The organism is Campylobacter sp. 2018MI13 (assembly GCF_018501135.1).
Taxonomy (GTDB): Bacteria; Campylobacterota; Campylobacteria; order Campylobacterales; family Campylobacteraceae; genus Campylobacter_E.
Genome location: NZ_JAHCZC010000006.1, coordinates 1 through 20,653 on the forward strand (window position 1 = coordinate 1; position 20,653 = coordinate 20,653).

Below are 20,653 nucleotides of genomic sequence, written 5' to 3' on the forward strand. Positions count from 1 at the left end.
TATTTATATGAATAATTATAATTATTCGCTTTTGTATGAATATTTTTTAAATAATTTTAATATTGATATAACAAAGCTTGATGTTAAAATCAAGCCCTTTTTCTTTCATTCGCACTTAGTTTATAAATACACTTAAAATAAGCAAATTAATCACAATAGCTTTTATATTAATTAGAATTTGATTTGTTTAATTTATAAAAATTAATATCATTTATTTTCACACATTTTATTATATTTTTATCTACTAATTCATCTAACATTTTTATATCTTTTTCATCAATTTCTTGTGAACTTAATGGTCTTAAACTAATAGTTTTAAGCAAATCATCATATTTATTTATATTAGTATTTCTACTCATAATATTAACTTTTATATTAGTTATCAAACTAGCCAATTTACTTAATTTCTCAAAACTTGCAGCCTTTACATTATAATCACTCGGTCTATCAATAGTTCCTAAATCAAGTCTAGTTGCTTTAATATCCTTTAAAATATCATTTAAAGCAATAAAATCCTTTTCATCATCATTAATACCATCTAAAACCAAGCATTCTAAAATCAACTCACCTTTATAAATTTGACTAAATTCTTTTATACCTTGAACTATTTTATTTATATCTATATTCGTTCTATCAATTTTGCGAAATACTTTAGGGTTTACACTATCAATACTTAGTTTAACGCTATCAAGATTTAATAATGCCTTTTGAATATTTTTATCAAAAATTGTGCTTGCATTACTCAAAATTAATGATTTTGCATTCTTTTTAACTTCATTTATTTTTATAATCAATTCATCTAAATATGGATATAAAGTAGGTTCGCCATTTGCACTAATGCTTATATAATCGCAATCTTTATGTATTTTCAAAGCTTCTTTTAGCTCATTTATTATATATTCAACACTTAAATTTGATTTATTTTCATATTTTAATTTAGCTTTTCCAAGCTCACAATATAAACAATCAAAATTACAACATTTCTCATTAGGACTTAAATCTATACCTAAAGATTTTTTAAATCTTCTTGAATTAACTGGGCCAAAAATTACTTTCATAAAAATACCTTTAATATTAATTACTATTGAGATTTTAGCACTAAATACTAATGGAATTTAACTTAATCAAGCGTTTATGCTTGATTAAAATTTTTGTTTAGATTTGTTTATACAACGATATATGCTTGATTCTGAAAGGTTTAAAAGATTAGCTATTTCTGTAATTGAGCCTTTTATATTAAAAATACCTTTTTCATAGATTTTATCTACTATTATTTGTCTTTGTTTTGGTTTTAGATTAGTATTTTTTAGCTCATTTACGCTAAGCCCTGTTAATTCTTGAATTAGCTCATTTAAATCAAGGCTCAAGACTTCTTCATAAGCAGCTTCTTCTACAGGTATATCACTACCTAATAATTGTGCTGCTATATTTTCCATTCTACTTTTATCGTAGTTTATACATAGCATTCCACTTAATTTATTGCCTTCTTTGATAAAAAATGTGCTACCTCTTATATTTTTTCCACCTGCACTTGCTTTATAATTGCTTAAAAAATCTCTTTCTTCATAAATCTTTTTATTAACAAGCTCAAGTGCAAATCCTGTAATAGGAGAATTAATACTTCTTCCGCTTATGTGATTATTAGCAATTTCTGCAATGCTCATTCCATCATCATTTATATCGTGCAAAACTATTTCATAATCCTTGCCTAAAGCTTGTGCTAAAAAATGCACTAATTTTATATATTCTGTTCTTGTTTGTTGATTCATAAAGCCCTCGGTAAATGTTTTGTAAATTATAGTTGCGTAAAGTAATTATAAGCCCTATTTTAGGGCTTATTTTATAATAATTCATCTCCTGTTTTAATAAATTCAGCCATTTCAGCGTCTGGCACCATACTTCCACCTGTTGCCCATATTAGATGAATTGCGTTTTTATGTTCAGTTTTAAGCTCATTAGAAATCATTAAGCCTTTAACCCCAGCTAAAGCCGAAGGCTCAAGTTTAATACCTTCGCTAGATGCAAGTAAGCTTAAATATCTATACATATTCTCATCACTTACCGTAAAGCTTCCATCAATTACACGCTCAAGCACTTTGCCTACAAGACCACTCGCACGACCAACAGCAAGCCCATCAGCAGCCGTAATATTATCAAGCCCAATATCAGCTACACTTATATCACTATGTTTTCCGGTAGCAAGTCCAAGTATCATACAAGGACTATGCGTTGGCTCAGCAAAAAAGCATTTTACACAATCGCCAAATTCAGCCTTAAGCCCATAAGCAACCCCACCAGGACCACCACCAACACCGCAAGGAAGATAAACATAAAGCGGTCTATCTTTGCTGATATTAATATCTAATGCTTGCAATTGTCCTTTTAATCTCTTTGCAGCAACGCTATATCCTAAAAATAAATTATGCGAGTTTTCATCATCTATAAAATAACAATACGGATTATTTTCAGAACTTTTTCTTCCTTGCTCTACTGCGACGCCGTAATCATCTTCATAAGTAATCACGCTGCATCCGTGCTCTCTTAGCATTTTTTTCTTCCATTCTTTAGCACAATCACTCATATGAACTTCTACTTTAAAGCCAAGTTTTGCACTCATAATTCCTATTGAAAGACCAAGATTACCGGTTGAGCCAACTGCTATTTTATATTTACTTAAAAATTCTTTATATTTTGGCTCGGCAAGTTTTGAATAATCATCTTGAATACTTAGCATATTATTTTCTATTAATAAATCTTCTGCGTGTTTTAACACTTCATATATTCCACCACGAGCCTTAATAGAGCCTGATATTGGTAAATGCGAATCAAGTTTTATATAAACATCGCCTTGAATACTAGCACCACTTAATTTTTCTAACTCTTTTTTATAATTATTCACACAAGCTAATGGGCTTTCTATAATACCATTAGTAATATTTGTAGCAGGGAAAATTATCTTAAGTAAAGGTGCAAAACGATTAAGCCTAGCCCTTGCATCATCAATTCTATCAAGCTTAATAGCACCTTTGTTTAATTCATTTAATACATCATTACTTAGATTTGTATTAATCCAACTTGTTTCTTTCATTGCTTTTAGATTTTCAATTAACATTTTTACTCCTTATAAAATTATTGATAAAACATAGCTTAAAACTAAACCACAAATACTTGCTACTAAAGTCGCACTTGTAAAATATTTAAACATAGCTTTTACACTCATTCCTAAGCTTTCTTTTACTAGCCAAAATAAGCTATCAGTTACGATAGTACAACCTATAGCACCACTTCCTATTGCAAGGCATAAAACTTCTTTACTAACATTACTATCCATTTGCAAGACAATTCCTGCTGCACTAATCATAGCAACCGTTGCACTTCCAACACTAGCATGTAAAATAATAGCAATTAACCAAGCTAAAAATACAGGATTTAAACTCAAACTTCCTAAAGTCTGCTTTAATGCTTCGCCAATGCCTGAAGCAATTAATATCTCATTAAAAGCTCCACCTGCTCCTATGATTAATAAAATTGAAGCAATTTGTGTAAATGAATTAGAACTAAATTCCATTAAATTTTGCATAGAATAGCCTTGCTTTAAACCTAAAGTATAATATGCTACAAAAACACTTATTAATAATGCGATAATAGGATTTCCAATGAATGCAAATACTGCATTATCTTTAAATACTAAAGTCTTAAGCAACATTAAAACTAAAGGTAAAAGTATTGTAAAATAAGTAATTGCTGTGCTTGGCATAGAGTTGTAAGTAGAACTTGTATTATCAAAAACACTCATCTCATTATCTTTTGAAAAATCAAAGAATTTCAAAAACAAAACCCCACCTATAAAAGCACATATCATACCCACAACTATACTCATCCAAATTACTTGACCTATATCAGCACCTAAAGTACCTACTATACTAGTAGCTGCTGGGTGTGGTGGCACCATACAATGAACTGCCATTAGTGAAGTTGCTAATGCTATGCCTATTTTTATTCTGCTAACACCTATTTCTTTAGCTACAACTAAAACTAAAGGCACTAATAAGACAAATCCAACCTCAACAAATACAGGAATACCAGCAATAAATCCAACCAACATCATAACAATATCAGCTCTTTTTTTACCAAGTAGATTTAGTAATGATAGGGCTATTTTTTGCGCTCCGCCACTAACTTCTAGCATTTTTCCTAAGATACTTCCACAACCAATAATAACAGCTAAAAATCCTAGCGTCCCACCTACTCCATTTTCAATAATAGAGCCGATTTTTGTTAAATCAACACCAGTTATAAGTGCGACAAAAATACTTGCTAAGCTTAATGATAAAAAAGCGTGGATTTTAAGTTTTGTAATACAAAACACAACTAAAGCAATAGAAGCTATTAAGACCGAAATTAAAGCAAAATTGCTCATCTTTTCTCCTTTATTTAAAAATCATCATTTGATTATACCCCCCCCCATCTTTAAAATTTTCTTAAAATAATAATTTTTTTGATTTTTTTTAATAAATTTTCTTAATTTTTCTTACTTTTTCATAAAATATTACAAAAAGTAACAAATTTTTATTAATTTTAGAAAAAATAATAATAAAATTTTATTATTTTTATATAATGAAAATAAGTTAATTTTAAAAAAAGGAGAAATTATGAGATTTAGGTGGCTTATAGCCTTTGTATTTTTCCTAATAGGCTTAATCGCTTATATGGATAGGGCAAATATTTCTGTCGTTGCTAGTTTTATGATGCAAGAATTTAATATAGATAAAACTCAATTTGGCTTATTAAATTCTGCATTTTTTATAGCTTATGCCGCAGCTCAAATTCCAAGTGGTATTTTAATTCAAAAATTTGGCAATAAATTTATGACTATTTTTGCATTAATTTTATGGTCAATTTTTACTATTTTAACGCCACTTGCAGGAACATTTATGCTACTTTTAGTAGTTAGATTTTTATTTGGTTTAGGAGAAGCTCCTATATATCCTAGCAATGCAGCATTTAATAATAACTGGTTTGGTAAAAAAGAAAAAGCAAGAGCAGCTTCATTTTTACTAGCAGGTTCATACTTTGGGCCAGTAATTGCTCCATTTATATCTGTTTGGCTTGTCAATAATTATGGTTGGCATAGTGTATTTTATGTATTTGGTGCGATTGGAATTTTAATCGCCTTGATTTATTATTTTATAAGTTCATCAAGACCTGAAGATAATAAATTTATTAGTAAAGACGAACTTTTATATATTCAAAGTGAAAGATTTGTAGATAGTATTAAAAAAACTCCTTGGAAAGCATTCTTAAAAAATAAAGAATTTTATGCACTTGGAATTGCATACTTTTTTTGTGTTTATATGACAGGTATGTTTATGACTTGGCTTCCTACATTCTTACTAGAAGCTAAAGGGCTTGATTTAAAAGCTATGGGATTTTACGCTGGAGCTCCTTGGCTTGCTATTTGTATATTTGTTGCACTTGGTGGTGGATTAAGCGATAAGATTTTAAAAATTACAAATAGTTTTAAAAAAGCTAGAACTTATTTAGCAGTTGCTGGATTTTTAATATTTGATATATGCTTATTTTTAGTTGTATATGTTGAAAATACAATGCTTAGTATTTTATTTTTAAGTCTTGGTTTTGGGTTTTTAGGACTTCCTGTTGTTGTATCTTGGGCTGTTGCAGCTGATAAAGGTAGAAGTCAAGCAGCAGCGGTTAGCTCTTGGATGAATTTATGGGGAAATGTAGGTTCAGCGTTTTCGCCTATTTTAGTTGGCTGGATGGCACAAAAATATGGATGGAATATAGCTATATTATTTAATATAATTCCTGTAACACTTGCTATGATAGCTTATTTATTTGTAAAACCCGACAATGCTTTAGAAAGTAATTAATTTTAATAAAAGGAGAAAAAATGTTTATTTTAAACAAAAGAGTTAGTAAAGTTTCAGATGAAATTCTTAATCTTTATAAAGAGGTTTGCCCTTCAACTATAGGACATATGCAAGATTGTGGTTTTATTAGAAATTTAAAGCCACTTCATAGTGGAAAAAAACTAGTAGGAACTGCTATAACCGTTAGAATACCACACCTTGATTCTACTGCTGTTCATAAAGTATTTGATATCGTAAATGAAGGTGATATTGTAATAATTGATACTAATAAAGATTATGAAAGAGCACCTTTTGGAGAATTAGTTTGCTATATGGCAAGACACAAAAAAGTTGGTGGAGTAATCATTGATGGTTGTGTAACTGATTTGAATGCTATTAAAAATCTTGGCGTTAATGTTTGGTATAGAAATGTTAGTGCTTTAACAACTAGAATTAAAGGAATTGAAGGCTCAATTAATGTTCCTATTGCTATTGATAATGTTGTTATAAATCCAGGAGATTTGATAGTAGCTGATGATGATGGAATACTGGTTTTAAATCCAGATATTGATAATGTTGAAGAACTTGGCAAAAGAGCAATAAATGTTCAAATCGGAGAAATTGAAACAAAAGCAAAAATAGATAAAGGCATTCCACTTAGCGAAATTTTAGGTGCAAATAAATATTTTGAGGGTTTATGATGAATAAATTAAAAATTGCTTTAGCTCAAATAAAAACTGATAGAAATTATAAAATTAACCTTGAAAAAATTATTGATTTTATGCAAAAGGCAAAATCTTTTGGTGCTGAGCTTGTGGTGTTTCCAGAAACTTCACAGGCTTTTGTGCCTAGTAATGAAGGGATTAATTTTAATACCATTGCTCAAAATATTGATGAAGAATTTGTAACAAGCATTATTAATAAAAGTAAAGAGTTAAATATCGCAGTTGTTTTTGGTTTTTATGAAAAAGATAATGAAAAAACTAAAAATAGCGTAATTTTTGCTGATTGTGGCAAAATAATCCATAAATACTCAAAAACTCACCTTTACGATGCTTTTAGCTATGATGAAAGTAAAGATATAAATGCAAGTAATGAAAAAATAAAAGCCTTTGATACAAAATGGGGCAAAATGGGGATAATGGTGTGTTATGAACTTCGTTTCCCTGAAATTGCTAGAACTTTAGCACTTGATGGTGCAAGGCTTGTATTAGTTCCTACTGCTTGGGTAGATGGCAAATATAAAGATGAGCATTTTATGCTACTTACTAAAACAAGAGCTTTAGAAAACACAATATATTTATGTGCTAGTAATCAAACAGGTAATATCTACACAGGTCGCTCGTGCCTAATAAATCCACTTGGACTTGAAGAAATAAAACTTGGCGTTGATGAAGGTATTCAAATATTTGAAATTGATTTTAATAAAATTGATGAAGTTAGAAAAGCCTTGCCTTGTATATCTCAAAGAAAGCCTAATTTATATAGCCTATAAACTAAATTTCGTATGTCTTAAACATACGAAATTTATAATAATTCAATTAATTGTATTTCATCACTAGCAAGTGCTTTTAAATCATTTGTAAAACCGCTTTTGCTAAATAAAATATATTTTTTAATAGGTAAATTACTATCTATTTTAGTAGCTTTTGCTTTTAAATCTTCTAAAACATTAGTTCCTACTGCTTTATTTTTATATTTACATTCAGCAACCATTAAATAATCTTTAGCGACCCCAACCGCATCAATTTCTGTATTTTTATCCCACCATCTACCACATTTTAAAAGGTCTTTATGTGTGTTTAAAAGATAATTAATCGCTAAATCTTCATACACCCTACTTATAAATTCCATAAAACTTGTCTTAATTATATTAATTACATAATCTGTATTATCAAGTTCAAGTTGAGATTTATAAGTAAATATATATGCAAAATAAAATCTTAAAAAATTATCTTTTATAAAATATAAACTTTTTTTTGATTTTTCTGGATTTTGTTCGGTTATAGGAATAATTTTATAAATAATATCAAGCTCAATTAATTTATCTATAAAAGATGTTATATTATTTGGACTTTTACCTAATTTACTAGCAATATTTCCAATCTTATGTTCTCCACTAGCAATAATTTTTAAAATTGAAAAATAAGTTATAGGTTCATTAATTTCATTTTGTAATACAAAACTAGCTTCATTATATAAATATGAATTTGGATTTAAAATATTTGCTTTAATATTTTCATAAATATCCCCTTTATCATTTATAAGCTCAAGATATTTTGGGATACTATAAAACACACTATATATTTCTATAAGCTCATTTTTAGTTTTATTAGGAAAAAAATCTTTTAAATACTTAAACTCAAGTGCTTCAAGCTTAATAGCACTAGTTCTTCTACCATATAAAGGAGAATTGTATGATAATGTATATTCATACATCATAGAAATAATTGAGCCACATAAAATCAAATGAATATTTTTATTCTTAAATATCTCATCACAAATATACTGAAATTGCGATGGAATAGAATTATCAAGCTTTGCAAGATATTGAAACTCATCAATTACTATTACTATTTTTTCATCTATTTTATTTGCTACATATAAAAATAAAGTTTTAATATCATTTATTTGAATTTGTTTTAATAAATCATCATTATAAAAATTAGCTAATTCATCTTTCATTCTATTAATTGTAATGTTAATATTTTCAAGGCTTGATAAAAAATAAAAAGCTTTTTTATCTTTTATATATTCTTTAATAAGTCTAGTTTTTCCAACCCTACGCCTACCATAAAGAATAGTGAAAGTAAAACCGATTTTATTAAATTCATCGTTTAAAGTTTTTAAATGTTTTTCTCTATTAACAAACATATTTAACCTTTATCGTTTTTAAATTATTATAATCTAAAAACGATAAATTTTAATTTATTCAAAACTTTTTATGTTTTCTAAATCTAAGACTTGTTTTTTAATTTTTTCTGAAAGATTTTTATCATTTACATTTGCATTAAATTTCTCAAGTAATTCATCTAAACTTAAAGCATTATCTGGATTACCTTTATTAATTTTTACTTCTTTAATAATAGTGCTTCCATTATTAAGCGTTGCTTTAAATTTGCCACAAAAATACTTTGGAAATCCACCTGAAATATATTTTTCATATTTAATTTTTTTAGCAAAATTAACAATCTCTTCACGATTTAATTCATTATAAGAATTTAAATTCACTTTACCATCTATAAACATATAACTTATTAAATACGCAAATGAAAATTTTGCTTCATAATCTGTTTTTGGATTGTGCTTTTTTTCTATAGGGTCGCATATAAAAGAAATAGGAACGCTATCTACATAGCATAAAATCTCCTTTATATCATCAGGCTTTAAACCATCATTTCTAAGTTCTTTGGCACAATCAATAAGCCCGTGTGCGAAATGACAACTTGGATATGGCTTAATTGATACTTCTTTTACCATATAATCTTTTCCTAAATTTTTATCAAGCCTTGTCTTATCGCATTCATCTTCTATACCAAATGCTCTAAAGATATTATCACGACCTTCAAAAATACTAACAGGAGCAAAAAGACCAGCTTTTGCATACTCACAAGCTCTAATTCCATTTAAAACCGCACTTGCTATATGAAGTATTTTAGAATTGCTTCCATTACTTAAAAACTCATTTATCCCACCTGCAAAACTAGCAGCAAAACCTAAAGCATTGATTGTTTGCGAAACATTTAAATCATTGATAACACAAGCTGCAGCACTTGCTCCAAAAACTCCAGCAATAGCACTTGTATGAAAACCATTTTTATGAAATGTCCCATTACTAGCAACCCCAATTCTTCCTGCAACTTCCCAACCCATAATAAAAGCTTTTAATATTTTTTTACCATCGTTTGTTTTAGAAAATCCATAACTAAGACAAAGCGGGGTTAAAATAGCACTTGCGTGAAGTATAGCTTCTGTTAAAGTATCATCAAAATCAAGTATATGAGAACTCATAGCATTTATCATAGCAGCATTAAGTGGGGTAGCCTTAAATTCACTACCCCAAATGCTTGTATTAGCATTCTCTTCTTTAAATGCCTTAATGGTTTTTAAAATAGCATCATTTTTGCTACCCGCAAGAGCAACTCCAATGGTATCTAACATCAATTCTTTTGCTCTAGTTTTTACATCAGCTGGTATATCTTCATAACTTTTATTTACTACAAATTCAGCTAATTTTTCACTATAAAGCATAATTAATCCTTTAAAATCTCTGCATTTTTAATTTTTTCTAAAAACTCATCAACTAATTTTGGTGCATATCCAACATAAGTAGTAGCATCAAGTAAAGCATCTATTGATTTTTCATCTAAAACTTCTCTTACTCTGCTATCTGCTAATAAAACTTCTTTGAATGTTTTATTATTTTCAATTCCAATCATAGCATTTTCATATACAATCTCATGAGCGTGTTGTTTTCCAAAATGCTCACTTAATGCAAACATAACCCTTTCGGCTAAAACAAAACCTTTTAAAGTATTAAGGTTATTTAACATTGAATCTTTTTTAACTTCTAATCCGCCTAAAGCTGTTTTCATATTATCAAGAACACAAGAAAGCATTAAAAAGATTTCAGGAAGTAATTTCCATTCCATTTTCCATACTTGTCCATCTCTTTCGTGTTCGTGTCTTTCAATATCGCTTAAAATTGCAATATTTGCTTTTAAAGTATTGCTAACTGTTACAGCATTTTCGCTTATTGCTGGATTTCTTTTATGTGGCATTGTAGAGCTTCCTACTTGACCTTTGCCAAATGGTTCAGCCACTTCATTTACTTCATTATGAGATAAAATCAAAATCTGATGAGCTATTTTATTAAATGTAGCATTTATATTAGCTAATACATATCCAAGCTCAATAAATCTATCTCTTGCTGGTTGCCAAGAAATATAAGGAACTTTTAATCCTAAACTCTCTATTGTTAGTTTTTCAACTTCATTATGTTTATCACTTAAACTAGCTTTAGTGCCAACCGCACCAACTATAAGACCTACATAAAGTCTTTCTTCGCATTCAAGTATTCTTTCATAATGTCTATTAAGCTCATCAAGCCAAATAGCAACTTTATGTCCAAAAGTAATAGGAAGAGCTTGAAGCGCTAAAGTTCTTCCCATCATAGCTGTATTTTTATGCTCTACTGCTAGTTTTTTTAAAGATTTTGCTATGATTTTTAAATCATCTTTTATAAGCTTTAAAGCTTCTTTAAATTGTAAAACAAACCCAGTATCCATAATATCTTGAGTAGTTACCCCAAAATGAACAAATTCTCCATATCCATTCTCGCAAGCTTTTTCTAAGCCCCTAACGGTTGGAACTAATGGATGTTTTGTCTTTTTATATTCATTAAATATAAAATCCATATCCATATATTTATAAAATGATTTTTTAGCTATTTCTGTAGCTGCAGCTTCTGGGATAATGCCAAGCTTTGCTTGAGCTTTTGCAAGTGCAGCTTCAACATCAAGCCATTTTTGAATTCTATTTTCTTCACAAAAAATATCACGCATAGCTTTTGTGCTCCAAGAATCACCTAATAATCTCATATCAAATACACTAATACCTGTCATAATTTCTCCTTTTATTTAATTTTGTTAAATGCTTGTTCTAAATCAGCTATTAAATCACTAGCGTCTTCTAAACCTATATGAAATCTCACAAAAACCCTATTACTATCAACTTTAGTAGCAGTTCTTGGTGGCATAGTAACCGTTGCAAGACTTTCATATCCACCCCAACTAGCACCTATTGAAAAATATTCCAAATCATCTACGAATTTAATAGCTTGTTCTTTGCTAATTCCTGAATTAAATTCTATAGTTACCATACCATTAGTTCCTATGAAATCTCTTTTAAATATTTCATTGTTTGGATGGGTTGGTAATTTTGGATAAAAAATATTTTTAATTTCTTTTCTTGTTTGTAAAAACTCAACAACCTTATCTGCATTTTCTTCGTGATTTTTAAGTCTAATTCCAAGAGTTCTCATACCCCTAAGAACTAAATAACAATCATCAGGACTTGTAGTTAAACCTAAAGCTTCTGGTAATTCATTAAAATTTTTGTATTCTTTTTCATTAACAATCACACAACCCATAACAACATCAGAATGTCCACTAAGGTATTTTGTAGCTGCAATTACGCAAATATCAACCCCAAGTTTTATAGGATTTGATAAATATGCACTTGAATATGTGCTATCAATTGCTACAGGTATATTGTGTTTGTGTGCTATTTCGCATAATTTAGGAACATCAATTATTTCATACATAATAGAACCAGGACTTTCACATAAAATAAGTTTTGTATTTGGCTTTATTTTACTTTCAACATCACTAGCATCTGCTTTTAAAAACTCAACTTCTACTCCAACTTTATTTAAAAACAAATCACATATAGTTCTAACAGGTCCATAAATTCCATCAGTTATTAAAAAATGTGCGTCCTTACTTGCATAATTTAATAAAACCATAGCAAGTGCTGCAAGTCCTGTTGGATAAAGCGAAGCTCTAAATCCACCTTCTAGCTCATATAATAATTTTTCAAGTTCAAAAGTAGTTTCAGTTCCCCTTGCACCATAACTTAAAACTCTTTGCGTTTTTCTAAGCTCACGATATTCTTGCCAAGTTTTATGGTCTTTAAATAATATAGTTGAAGCTCTCATAACACTAGGATTTACTGCTTTTACAGGTAAATCCTGACCACGACCTAAATGAATTAATTTTGTTTTAGTTTTCATATTCTCTCCTTTTTTTAAATATAAATACAAGTGCAAATAATATTTACAATACCAGCTACTATCATAGGTATTGCTGTTCTTTTTACAACCGCAAATGGGCTAACTTTAGCAATTCCTGCTACTGCTAAAATAGCAGGTGCAATTGGACTTACGCATCTTCCAAATCCTGTCATTATTTGAATAGGTGCTATCATCATAATTGTTTCAACATTAAAAGATTTTGCAATATTTGGAATTAATGGTGCAAAACTAAAAAATGCTGCATTTCCTGAACCCATCAAAAATGCTGATAAAGAAAGTAAAATTGATACAAATATAATTATTGCTAATACACCAAATCCAGCGTCTTTTGCAAAATTAATTAAAGTATCCACAAAACCTATTGATAAAAGCCCAGCAGCAAATACTTGACCGCATACAATAAGGCTTACGGTTATTACAAATAAATGTCCCATACCTTTAAAAAATACCATAATAGAATTTAAAGTTTCAATTACGCTTTTATATCTAATCATTTCAAAAATAATTGCTGCAAATGTAGAAATCATCATAGCTACAGGAACATTCATTTTTATGCTACTTCCAACAACTTTTGAAAATCCTAATATTAAAATTAGTGGAATTATTGGCAATATCGCATAAATTTTTGGCGGATATTTTGTTTTATTTTCGCCATTTTCACTAAGTTCTTTTTCAATTTCATCTTTATTAAACACAAAATTATCTTTTTTATCAAAATATTTAGATGTAAAATAAATAGCAATCGCAACAGCTAATATGATAGGTATAGTAGTTGGTAATTGATACTGAACAAAATAAGTAGCTGGATCAACTCCTGCTGTTTTAGCAGCTAATATAACATTACCACTTCCAGGACCATGGTCAATATATTGACAAGTCCCAATAACTGTTAATGCTGATAATTTTGAAACACCAGTCCTAACCAAAATAGGATACATAGTAACCATAAGTAAAAGTCCAAGTCCAGCGTGAGATGGTATAAAAATTACCAAAAATTGTGTAACAAAATAAGAAACTATTAAAAGCATATAAGGAGATTTTACCATACTAAGTGGCTTTTCAAAAACCTTAAATAAAGCATAACTAGCCCCAACATGCTCCATATACGCACTAAAACCTGCTATACACATAAGAGTAAGTCCAAGACCACTAAGTGTAGAAGAAAGGTTTTTATTAAAAACTTCAAAAAGATTAAAAAACCAAAAATTTAAATCCCCTTTAGCGTCTAAAACTTTGCTAGTAAAAATAGCATTACTATCGTGCATAGTCGCAACTAATAATAAAAATAAACCACTAAGCAACAACGCCATATGAGCATTTATCTTTTTTGCAAGCATAAAAACTAATATAGCAATTGCTACTAGTGAAAACAAAATGCTAAACATCTCAACTCTCCTTTAAAAATAAAATTATTATTTTGAAGTAAATTTAATAAAATTTTCTTAAAATTAGATAAATTTAAGAAAATTTTAGTAAAAAAGTAATATTTTTTATTATTTTTTATCAATTAATATTTTTTTGCTAATATTTTTGCAAAATTTTTCAAAAAAGGAGAAAAAATGAATTATCCAAAGGCTATTGGACCTTATAGTGTGTGTGGTAAATCAGATGATTTAGTATTTGTTAGTGGTCAGCTACCAATTGACCCTAATACAGGAGAGTTTGTAAAAGGCGATATTAAAGAGCTTACAAGACAAAGTTTAAGAAATATAAAAGCTATCTTAAACGAGCAAGGTTTAGATATGAATAATGTTATAAAAACAACGGTTTTATTAGCTGATATAAATGATTTTGCAGCAGTTAATGAAGCTTATGCTGAGTTTTTTAAAGAGCCTTTCCCTGCTAGAAGTGCATTTGCAGTAGCAGCATTACCAAAAGCATCAAGAATAGAAATAGAAGCGATAGCTAAAAAATAATTCCGGTGAAAATCCGGATTTAAATTCCGTAAAGTATTTTTACTTTTAAAATCAAGTTTTTATTAATTGTTTATAAGATAAAATCAGTTCTTTAATTTAAGGAGATGAGATGTTAAATAATTTATTAGTATTTGATTATGAAGACGTGCAATTAATCCCTGCAAAATGTATAATCAATTCAAGAAGCGAATGCGATACTAGCGTAAGGCTTGGTAATAGAACTTTTAAACTACCTGTAGTTCCTGCAAATATGCAAACAATCATTGATGAAGAATTAGCGATTTCATTTGCTAGAAGTGATTATTTTTACATTATGCATAGATTTGAGCCTGAAAAAAGATTAGACTTTGTAAAAAAAATGCAAGAATTAGGGCTTTTTGCGTCAATTTCTGTTGGCATTACTCAAAAAGAATACGAATTTATTGATGAATTAAAAGCAAATGAACTATATCCTGAATATATTACAATTGATATTGCTCACGGACATAGCGACAATGTAATTAAGATGATTAAATACATTAAAAGCACATTAAAAACTAGCTTTGTAATAGCAGGAAATGTCGGAACTCCTGAAGCTGTTAGGGATTTAGAAAATGCTGGAGCTGATGCAACTAAGGTTGGTATTGGACCTGGTAAGGTATGTATTACTAAGCTTAAAACCGGTTTTGGAACTGGTGGTTGGCAGCTTGCAGCGCTTCGCTGGTGTGCTAAAAGTGCTAAAAAGCCAATAATTGCAGATGGTGGTATTAGAAATCACGGAGATATAGCAAAATCAATTCGTTTTGGAGCTACTTTTGTAATGATAGGCTCATTATTTAGCGGACACGAGCAAAGTCCTGGAAAAACCATAGAAATTGATGGTAAAAAAATGAAAGAATATTATGGCTCAGCAAGTGAATTTCAAAAAGGTGAGCGTAAAAATGTAGAAGGTAAAAAAATGTATGTTCCATTTAGGGGAAATATTTTTGATACCTTAAATGAGATGAGAGAAGATTTGCAAAGCTCAATTTCTTATGCAGGTGGAAAAGAACTTCGTGATATTAGAAAAGTTGATTATGTAGTGGTTAAAAACTCAATCTTTAACGGAGATACTATCTAATTAATAAATTTTCCTAATTTAGCTATAAATTAGGAAAATACATACTCTATTAAATATTTTTTTAATTTAAATTCCAAGCTAGTAATTATATTTCTTACAATAAAGAGCAATAATCACATAAATACAAGCTATAAAATATAAAAACAAAAAGCTAAAAACAGCTATTGCATTAACAATATCATAAAATAATCCAATCCTATCAAGGGTAATAAAACTAATATAATAAGTTAGAATTGAAATAACAAAAACAAATCTAAAAAATCTCTTATTTAGCTTAGAAAAATCATTAAAAATATAAAAAATCTCACAATATAAAAACGGAGTAAAAACTACGAATAAATGTGAAGCTAGTATGAAAATAGCAAAACCATATTTCTTCTCAATCAATGTTATCAAAATTAGCAAGATTGCAAAAAAATTAAAAAATATGAAAAATCTAGGCTTGATTTTAGTATCAAAATTAAGCATAAATGCATTTGCAAATGAGCTTGAAGCTTGTATTTCACTTATATTTTTATCTTTAAAGCACGATAAAATTAGCATAAAAATTATGTTTAAAACAAAAGTTAAAATAAAGAATAAAATAAAACTACAAATATTAAAAATAATAAATCCAAAAATCACAAAAAACCTTAAATATTTATTAGTAATAACCGCATTTAATCTCTGAATATTAGTTATTGTTAAAAATAAATTAATCACAAAGGATAAATATAAATACAAACAAGAATAAACATCACTAGCAAGATTAAAAAACGGGTCATTATTAAATGTAAAAATAGTGTATTTAGCTAAGATAAAACGGACAAAAACCCCAGTGCATTTTAAAACGAAAAAAGACAAAAGACACAAAATTACGATATTTATACTTGATAAAATATGAGTTGTTGAACTGATTTTTGATTTTAAATCCATATTAAGTGCTGTTATAATACTAGCTTTCATATTAATTCCTAATTTAAATTCTTTTAATTTTAAAATATAAAATCATCACAAGATTGAATTTCAACTAAAATTCCTAGTTTATATGCTTAAATAAAACTTAATTAATTCATATATTAAATTATCATTATAATTTTTCTAATTTTTATTTTGCTAATTAATAATTTTTATTATAATAAAATAAATTTAATTTAAAAGGAAATAAAATGTTAGGGAAAAATCTTTCTTTAAAAGCACAATTATTTATTGGTTTTGCTAGTATTCTTGCATTTATTTTAATCATATTTTTTAGCGGATATATTAAAATTAATAGCGTAAATAATGATTTAAACGAAATTAGCGATGTAAATGCTGTAAAACAAAGGTATGCAGTTGATTTTAGAGGTAGTGTGCATGATAGAGCAATAGCTATTAGAGATGTTGTTTTATTAAGTGATAAAAACGAGATAAATAATGCTATATCTTTAATTGATAAATTAGAAAACAATTACAATGTAGCAGCTAATAATATGGCAAAAATATTCGCAAATGCTGATTTAGTAGATGATAAAGATAGATTGATTTTAGAAAAAATTAAAGGCGTAGAAGCAAAAACTCTTCCTTTAATAAAAGAAATAATTCAATATAAAAACAATAATGATACAAACAAAGCTCACGAAATATTATTATCTCAAGCAAGAGATAGTTTTGTTACTTGGCTAAATGTTATTAATGAATTTATTGATTATCAAGAAGCAAAAAATCAAGCATTAACAAAACAAGCAAGAGGGACAATTAGCAGCTTTTTAAGTAGTAGTATAGCAATTAGCATAGTTGCATTTTTAGTAGCGATTTTCTTAGCACTTTATATAACAAGATTAATTATTAGTTCACTTGGTGGAGAAGTAAAAGACGCAGTTAAAGCAGTAATTAGCATATCACACGGGAATTTAGATACTAAAATTGATACTAAGTATAAAGATAGTATGCTATATGCTTTAAAAGAAATGGAAAATAAATTAAAAGATATTGTAGGAGAAGTAATTCATTCTTCAAAAGAATTAGAAAATAGTGCAAAAGAAGTAACAAATGCTTCAAATAATGCTAGTAAATTATCAAACGAACAACAAAACAAATCAAGAGAATCTTTAGAAAATATAAACAATGCTAGAATAGCTATGCAAGATGTATTAAATATAGCAAATCAAACGAAAGAAAATTCTCAAAAAACGGTTGAATTATCAAATAATGGAATTAATTCTATGAGAACTACAATTAAAGAAATAGAAAAAATCACAGAAACCGTGCATTATTCTTCAGAGCAAATCAAAATGCTAGATAAACACTCAACCGAAATTAGCAATAGTGCAGAATTGATTAAAGAAATCACAGAGCAAACAAATCTTCTTGCATTAAATGCTGCAATTGAAGCAGCTCGTGCAGGAGAGCATGGGCGTGGATTTGCAGTTGTAGCTGATGAGATTAGAAAATTAGCAGAAAAAACTGACACAGCAACAAATGAAATATCAAATATGATTTCAATAATACAAAGCGAAACTCAAGCAACGGTTGATGCTATTCAAACAGCAGTTCCACAAGTAGAAAGCGGAATGAGACTGGCTAATGAAGCTAATTTGATTTTAGAGCAAATCAGCCATCAAGCAAATGATTCATTATTAAAAGCTAATGAAGTAAGTAATGCTGCTAACGCACAAGTAGAAAAACTTCAAAGCCTAAATAACGATATGATAAGTATCACAAAAAGCTCTGAAAATACCAATAAATCTATGCAAGAAAACACACACGCAGCAAATAGCTTAAAAGAAATTGCAAATACCTTAACACAACATATAAAATATTTTAAAATATAAAAAGATTTTTATCCTAGTTTTTGCTAGGATAAAAATTAAATATCAAAACTTATCAATAATCTTTATTAATAATTCTTGTAATTTAGTAGCAATACTAGGAGTATAATCAATATCTTCAATCAAATTATCAGATACAATTCTAATAGCTAAAAACGGCACATTAAAAGCTTTAGCAACTTGAGCAGCAGCTACACTTTCCATCTCTTCAACACTTGCATTATAGGTTTTATTCCAAAGATGAAGCATTAAGATTTCTTTATTAAAAGCATCAGCACTAGCTATATTTACCTTTAAAACCCCTTTAGGAGCTAGGCTTATAAATTTATTTACTAAAGTTTCATTACTTGTAAAATACTCATTTTTTAAATCTTCATTATTTGCATCTAGCAAAGTTAGTGGAGCTATCATTGGCTCTTTTGCTAAAGGATTGATAGTGTATAAACTCTTAGGAGTTTTATAAGAATTTGCATTATAAATTCTATCTCCTACAACTATATCTCCTAATTTAAGACCTTCTACAATAGCACCTGCTGTGCCTTGATTTATAATAATATCAGGCTTAAAATAAGTTATGCCTAAAGTTGTGGCTGCTGAAGCATTTACAAGACCTATTAAAGTCCTTGATACTACAATATCTCTTCCTTTAATTTTGCCTTCATAAAATATATAACTACCTATTTTAACTACCTTTTTATCACTCATAGCATTTACTAAAGTATCAATCTCAATAGGCATTGCACCTTGAATTAAAATCCTAGCAAAAATAAAGCTAGGAATTAATAATATTAATAGTTTTCTCATTTATTATCCTTAGGTAATAAAATCTCAAGCAATATAGCACTAAATCCTGCAGTTGCAACTGCTGAGCCAAATAGATTTTTAAACACATCAGGTAAATGCTCTAAAATAAGTGGTTGAGTGCTTACCCCTAAACCTAGAGCAAGTGAAATTGAAAGTATCATAACAGAACGCTTATTTAATTCTTCTCTTGAAATTATTTTAATTCCAGTTGCAGCAATTGTTCCAAACATTACTAAAATAGCACCACCAATTACAGGTTCAGGTATTCTTAAAGCAAACTCTGCAACAATAGGAAAAATCCCACAAATCATAAGCATAATACAAACAATATATCCAACATAACGACTTGCAACCCCGCTTAGTGCAATTACTGCGTTGTTTTGACCAAAACAAGAATTTGGAAAAGTATTAAAAAATGCTGATACTAAAGAGTTAAACCCATTAGCAAATACCCCACCCCTTAATCTTCTTTCGTATATTTCGCCTTTCATTGGCTGATGACTTAGCTCACTTGTAGCACTAATATCGCCAATGGTTTCTAGTGAAGTAACTAAAAATATTATCGCAAATGGCAAAATTAGGCTAGTTTCTATGCTAAGACCATAAAACAATGGTTCAGGAACTATAAATAAATTAGCCGAATGCACATTACTTAAATCAAATCTACCTAAAAATGTAGCAAGTATTAAACCAATAATAATTGAGAAAAATAAAGCTCCAACCCTAAAAATAGGCTTTTTAAAAGAGTTAAATACTACAATTGATAATAATACTACTCCACTTAAAGCTAAGTTTTCTAAACTTGCAAATTGTAAATTCGCAGGAATATCCTTGCTCATACTAGCAAATCCACCACCTGCACTAATAAGTCCTGCACTAATTAAAGTAAGACCTATTATCATTACAACAATGCCACAAACTAGATTTGAAATAATTCTTTTTACATATTTTAAACTGATTGATACTAGCATTTCAGTGATACTACATAACATAAGAGTTCCAAAAATTGCTGCTAAAATCTCTGCATCACTTAGGTTTTGATTTCTTAGCACCAAACCACCTGTAATGATTGCTGAAACGAAATTAAAGCTTGTTCCTTGAACACTTAATAAACCTGAACCAATTTGAAATTTTCCAACCTTTAAAGTCATCATTTGAATAAATCCAGCCACCCCACTAGCAAATAATGACATAGAAATAATCCTAGTAGCATTTTCAGGGCTAAGTCCTAATTCTTTTCCTATTAATAATGAAGGAGTTATTACTGCTACAAACATAGCTAATAAATGAACAAGTGCAGCTAAAACAGCACGCACAAACGGAGGCCTATCTTCTAATTTATATATTAATTCATCTTTCAT

18 protein-coding genes are annotated in these 20,653 nt (G+C 28.7%); 6 read left to right on the plus strand and 12 right to left on the minus strand.

Features of this window, described 5'->3' with window-relative positions:
- Positions 1–167 precede the first annotated feature (167 nt).
- The 4 genes from KJQ99_RS01205 to KJQ99_RS01220 all read right to left on the minus strand — a co-directional run bounded on the left by KJQ99_RS01205 (position 168) and on the right by KJQ99_RS01220 (position 4,420).
- Positions 168–1,058 carry a radical SAM protein gene (locus KJQ99_RS01205; protein WP_214149766.1) on the minus strand — a complete coding sequence of 297 codons (891 nt, stop codon included), beginning with the start codon at positions 1,056–1,058 and terminating at the stop codon, positions 168–170.
- An 84-nt stretch (positions 1,059–1,142) separates the two neighbouring features.
- Positions 1,143–1,769 carry a helix-turn-helix transcriptional regulator gene (locus KJQ99_RS01210; RefSeq protein ID WP_214117868.1) on the minus strand — a complete coding sequence of 209 codons (627 nt, stop codon included), beginning with the start codon at positions 1,767–1,769 and terminating at the stop codon, positions 1,143–1,145.
- 71 nt (positions 1,770–1,840) lie between these two features.
- Positions 1,841–3,112, minus strand: a complete 1,272-nt coding sequence (gene dsdA / locus KJQ99_RS01215; RefSeq protein WP_214149767.1) for a D-serine ammonia-lyase — start codon at positions 3,110–3,112, stop codon at positions 1,841–1,843.
- 9 nt (positions 3,113–3,121) lie between these two features.
- Positions 3,122–4,420, minus strand: coding sequence for a GntT/GntP/DsdX family permease (locus tag KJQ99_RS01220; RefSeq protein ID WP_214149768.1), 1,299 nt, complete (start codon positions 4,418–4,420; stop codon positions 3,122–3,124).
- A 232-nt stretch (positions 4,421–4,652) separates the two neighbouring features.
- Between KJQ99_RS01220 and KJQ99_RS01225 the strand changes: the two genes are divergently transcribed.
- From KJQ99_RS01225 to KJQ99_RS01235, 3 genes are read left to right on the plus strand one after another with little or no spacing between them, the layout of a single operon-like run.
- A complete protein-coding gene (locus KJQ99_RS01225; protein WP_214117871.1) occupies positions 4,653–5,891 on the plus strand; it encodes an MFS transporter in 1,239 nt (412 codons plus the stop codon).
- Positions 5,892–5,911: 20 nt separating this feature from the next.
- Positions 5,912–6,571 carry an RraA family protein gene (locus KJQ99_RS01230; RefSeq protein ID WP_214149769.1) on the plus strand — a complete coding sequence of 220 codons (660 nt, stop codon included), beginning with the start codon at positions 5,912–5,914 and terminating at the stop codon, positions 6,569–6,571.
- Complete coding sequence (locus tag KJQ99_RS01235) at positions 6,571–7,365, plus strand: nitrilase-related carbon-nitrogen hydrolase (protein ID WP_214149770.1); 795 nt, start codon at positions 6,571–6,573, stop codon at positions 7,363–7,365. The genes KJQ99_RS01230 and KJQ99_RS01235 overlap by 1 nt, the downstream gene beginning before the upstream one ends.
- Positions 7,366–7,397: 32 nt before the next feature.
- Here KJQ99_RS01235 and KJQ99_RS01240 read toward each other — a convergent pair whose 3' ends face one another.
- From KJQ99_RS01240 to dcuC, 5 genes are read right to left on the minus strand one after another with little or no spacing between them, the layout of a single operon-like run.
- On the minus strand, positions 7,398–8,744 hold the full coding sequence (locus KJQ99_RS01240; protein ID WP_214149771.1) for an ATP-binding protein: 1,347 nt from the start codon (positions 8,742–8,744) through the stop codon (positions 7,398–7,400).
- A 54-nt stretch (positions 8,745–8,798) separates the two neighbouring features.
- Positions 8,799–10,121 carry an MmgE/PrpD family protein gene (locus KJQ99_RS01245; RefSeq protein WP_214149772.1) on the minus strand — a complete coding sequence of 441 codons (1,323 nt, stop codon included), beginning with the start codon at positions 10,119–10,121 and terminating at the stop codon, positions 8,799–8,801.
- 2 nt (positions 10,122–10,123) lie between these two features.
- The gene (gene purB, locus KJQ99_RS01250) at positions 10,124–11,494 is read right to left on the minus strand and encodes an adenylosuccinate lyase (protein ID WP_214149773.1); all 1,371 of its coding nucleotides are present in this window, start codon (positions 11,492–11,494) and stop codon (positions 10,124–10,126) included.
- An 11-nt stretch (positions 11,495–11,505) separates the two neighbouring features.
- Positions 11,506–12,663: a trans-sulfuration enzyme family protein gene (locus KJQ99_RS01255; RefSeq protein WP_214149774.1), complete on the minus strand. Its 1,158-nt coding sequence runs from the start codon at positions 12,661–12,663 to the stop codon at positions 11,506–11,508.
- A 14-nt stretch (positions 12,664–12,677) separates the two neighbouring features.
- The gene (dcuC, locus tag KJQ99_RS01260; RefSeq protein ID WP_214117878.1) at positions 12,678–14,069 is read right to left on the minus strand and encodes a C4-dicarboxylate transporter DcuC; all 1,392 of its coding nucleotides are present in this window, start codon (positions 14,067–14,069) and stop codon (positions 12,678–12,680) included.
- Positions 14,070–14,243: 174 nt separating this feature from the next.
- On the opposite strand from dcuC, the gene KJQ99_RS01265 reads away from it, so the two are divergent.
- Both KJQ99_RS01265 and KJQ99_RS01270 read left to right on the plus strand, forming a co-directional pair.
- Positions 14,244–14,600 carry a RidA family protein gene (locus KJQ99_RS01265; protein WP_214149775.1) on the plus strand — a complete coding sequence of 119 codons (357 nt, stop codon included), beginning with the start codon at positions 14,244–14,246 and terminating at the stop codon, positions 14,598–14,600.
- Positions 14,601–14,709: 109 nt separating this feature from the next.
- Positions 14,710–15,699: a GMP reductase gene (locus KJQ99_RS01270; RefSeq protein WP_214117880.1), complete on the plus strand. Its 990-nt coding sequence runs from the start codon at positions 14,710–14,712 to the stop codon at positions 15,697–15,699.
- A gap of 78 nt (positions 15,700–15,777) precedes the next feature.
- Here KJQ99_RS01270 and KJQ99_RS01275 read toward each other — a convergent pair whose 3' ends face one another.
- Positions 15,778–16,644 (minus strand): hypothetical protein, encoded by an 867-nt coding sequence (locus KJQ99_RS01275; RefSeq protein ID WP_214149776.1) that lies wholly within the window; start codon positions 16,642–16,644, stop codon positions 15,778–15,780.
- A gap of 203 nt (positions 16,645–16,847) precedes the next feature.
- On the opposite strand from KJQ99_RS01275, the gene KJQ99_RS01280 reads away from it, so the two are divergent.
- Positions 16,848–18,491: a methyl-accepting chemotaxis protein gene (locus KJQ99_RS01280; RefSeq protein WP_214149777.1), complete on the plus strand. Its 1,644-nt coding sequence runs from the start codon at positions 16,848–16,850 to the stop codon at positions 18,489–18,491.
- A gap of 42 nt (positions 18,492–18,533) precedes the next feature.
- Here KJQ99_RS01280 and KJQ99_RS01285 read toward each other — a convergent pair whose 3' ends face one another.
- Positions 18,534–19,292 carry a 5'-methylthioadenosine/S-adenosylhomocysteine nucleosidase gene (locus KJQ99_RS01285; protein ID WP_214149778.1) on the minus strand — a complete coding sequence of 253 codons (759 nt, stop codon included), beginning with the start codon at positions 19,290–19,292 and terminating at the stop codon, positions 18,534–18,536.
- A complete protein-coding gene (locus tag KJQ99_RS01290; protein WP_214117884.1) occupies positions 19,289–20,653 on the minus strand; it encodes a uracil-xanthine permease family protein in 1,365 nt (454 codons plus the stop codon). Before KJQ99_RS01290 ends, KJQ99_RS01285 begins: the two co-directional genes overlap by 4 nt.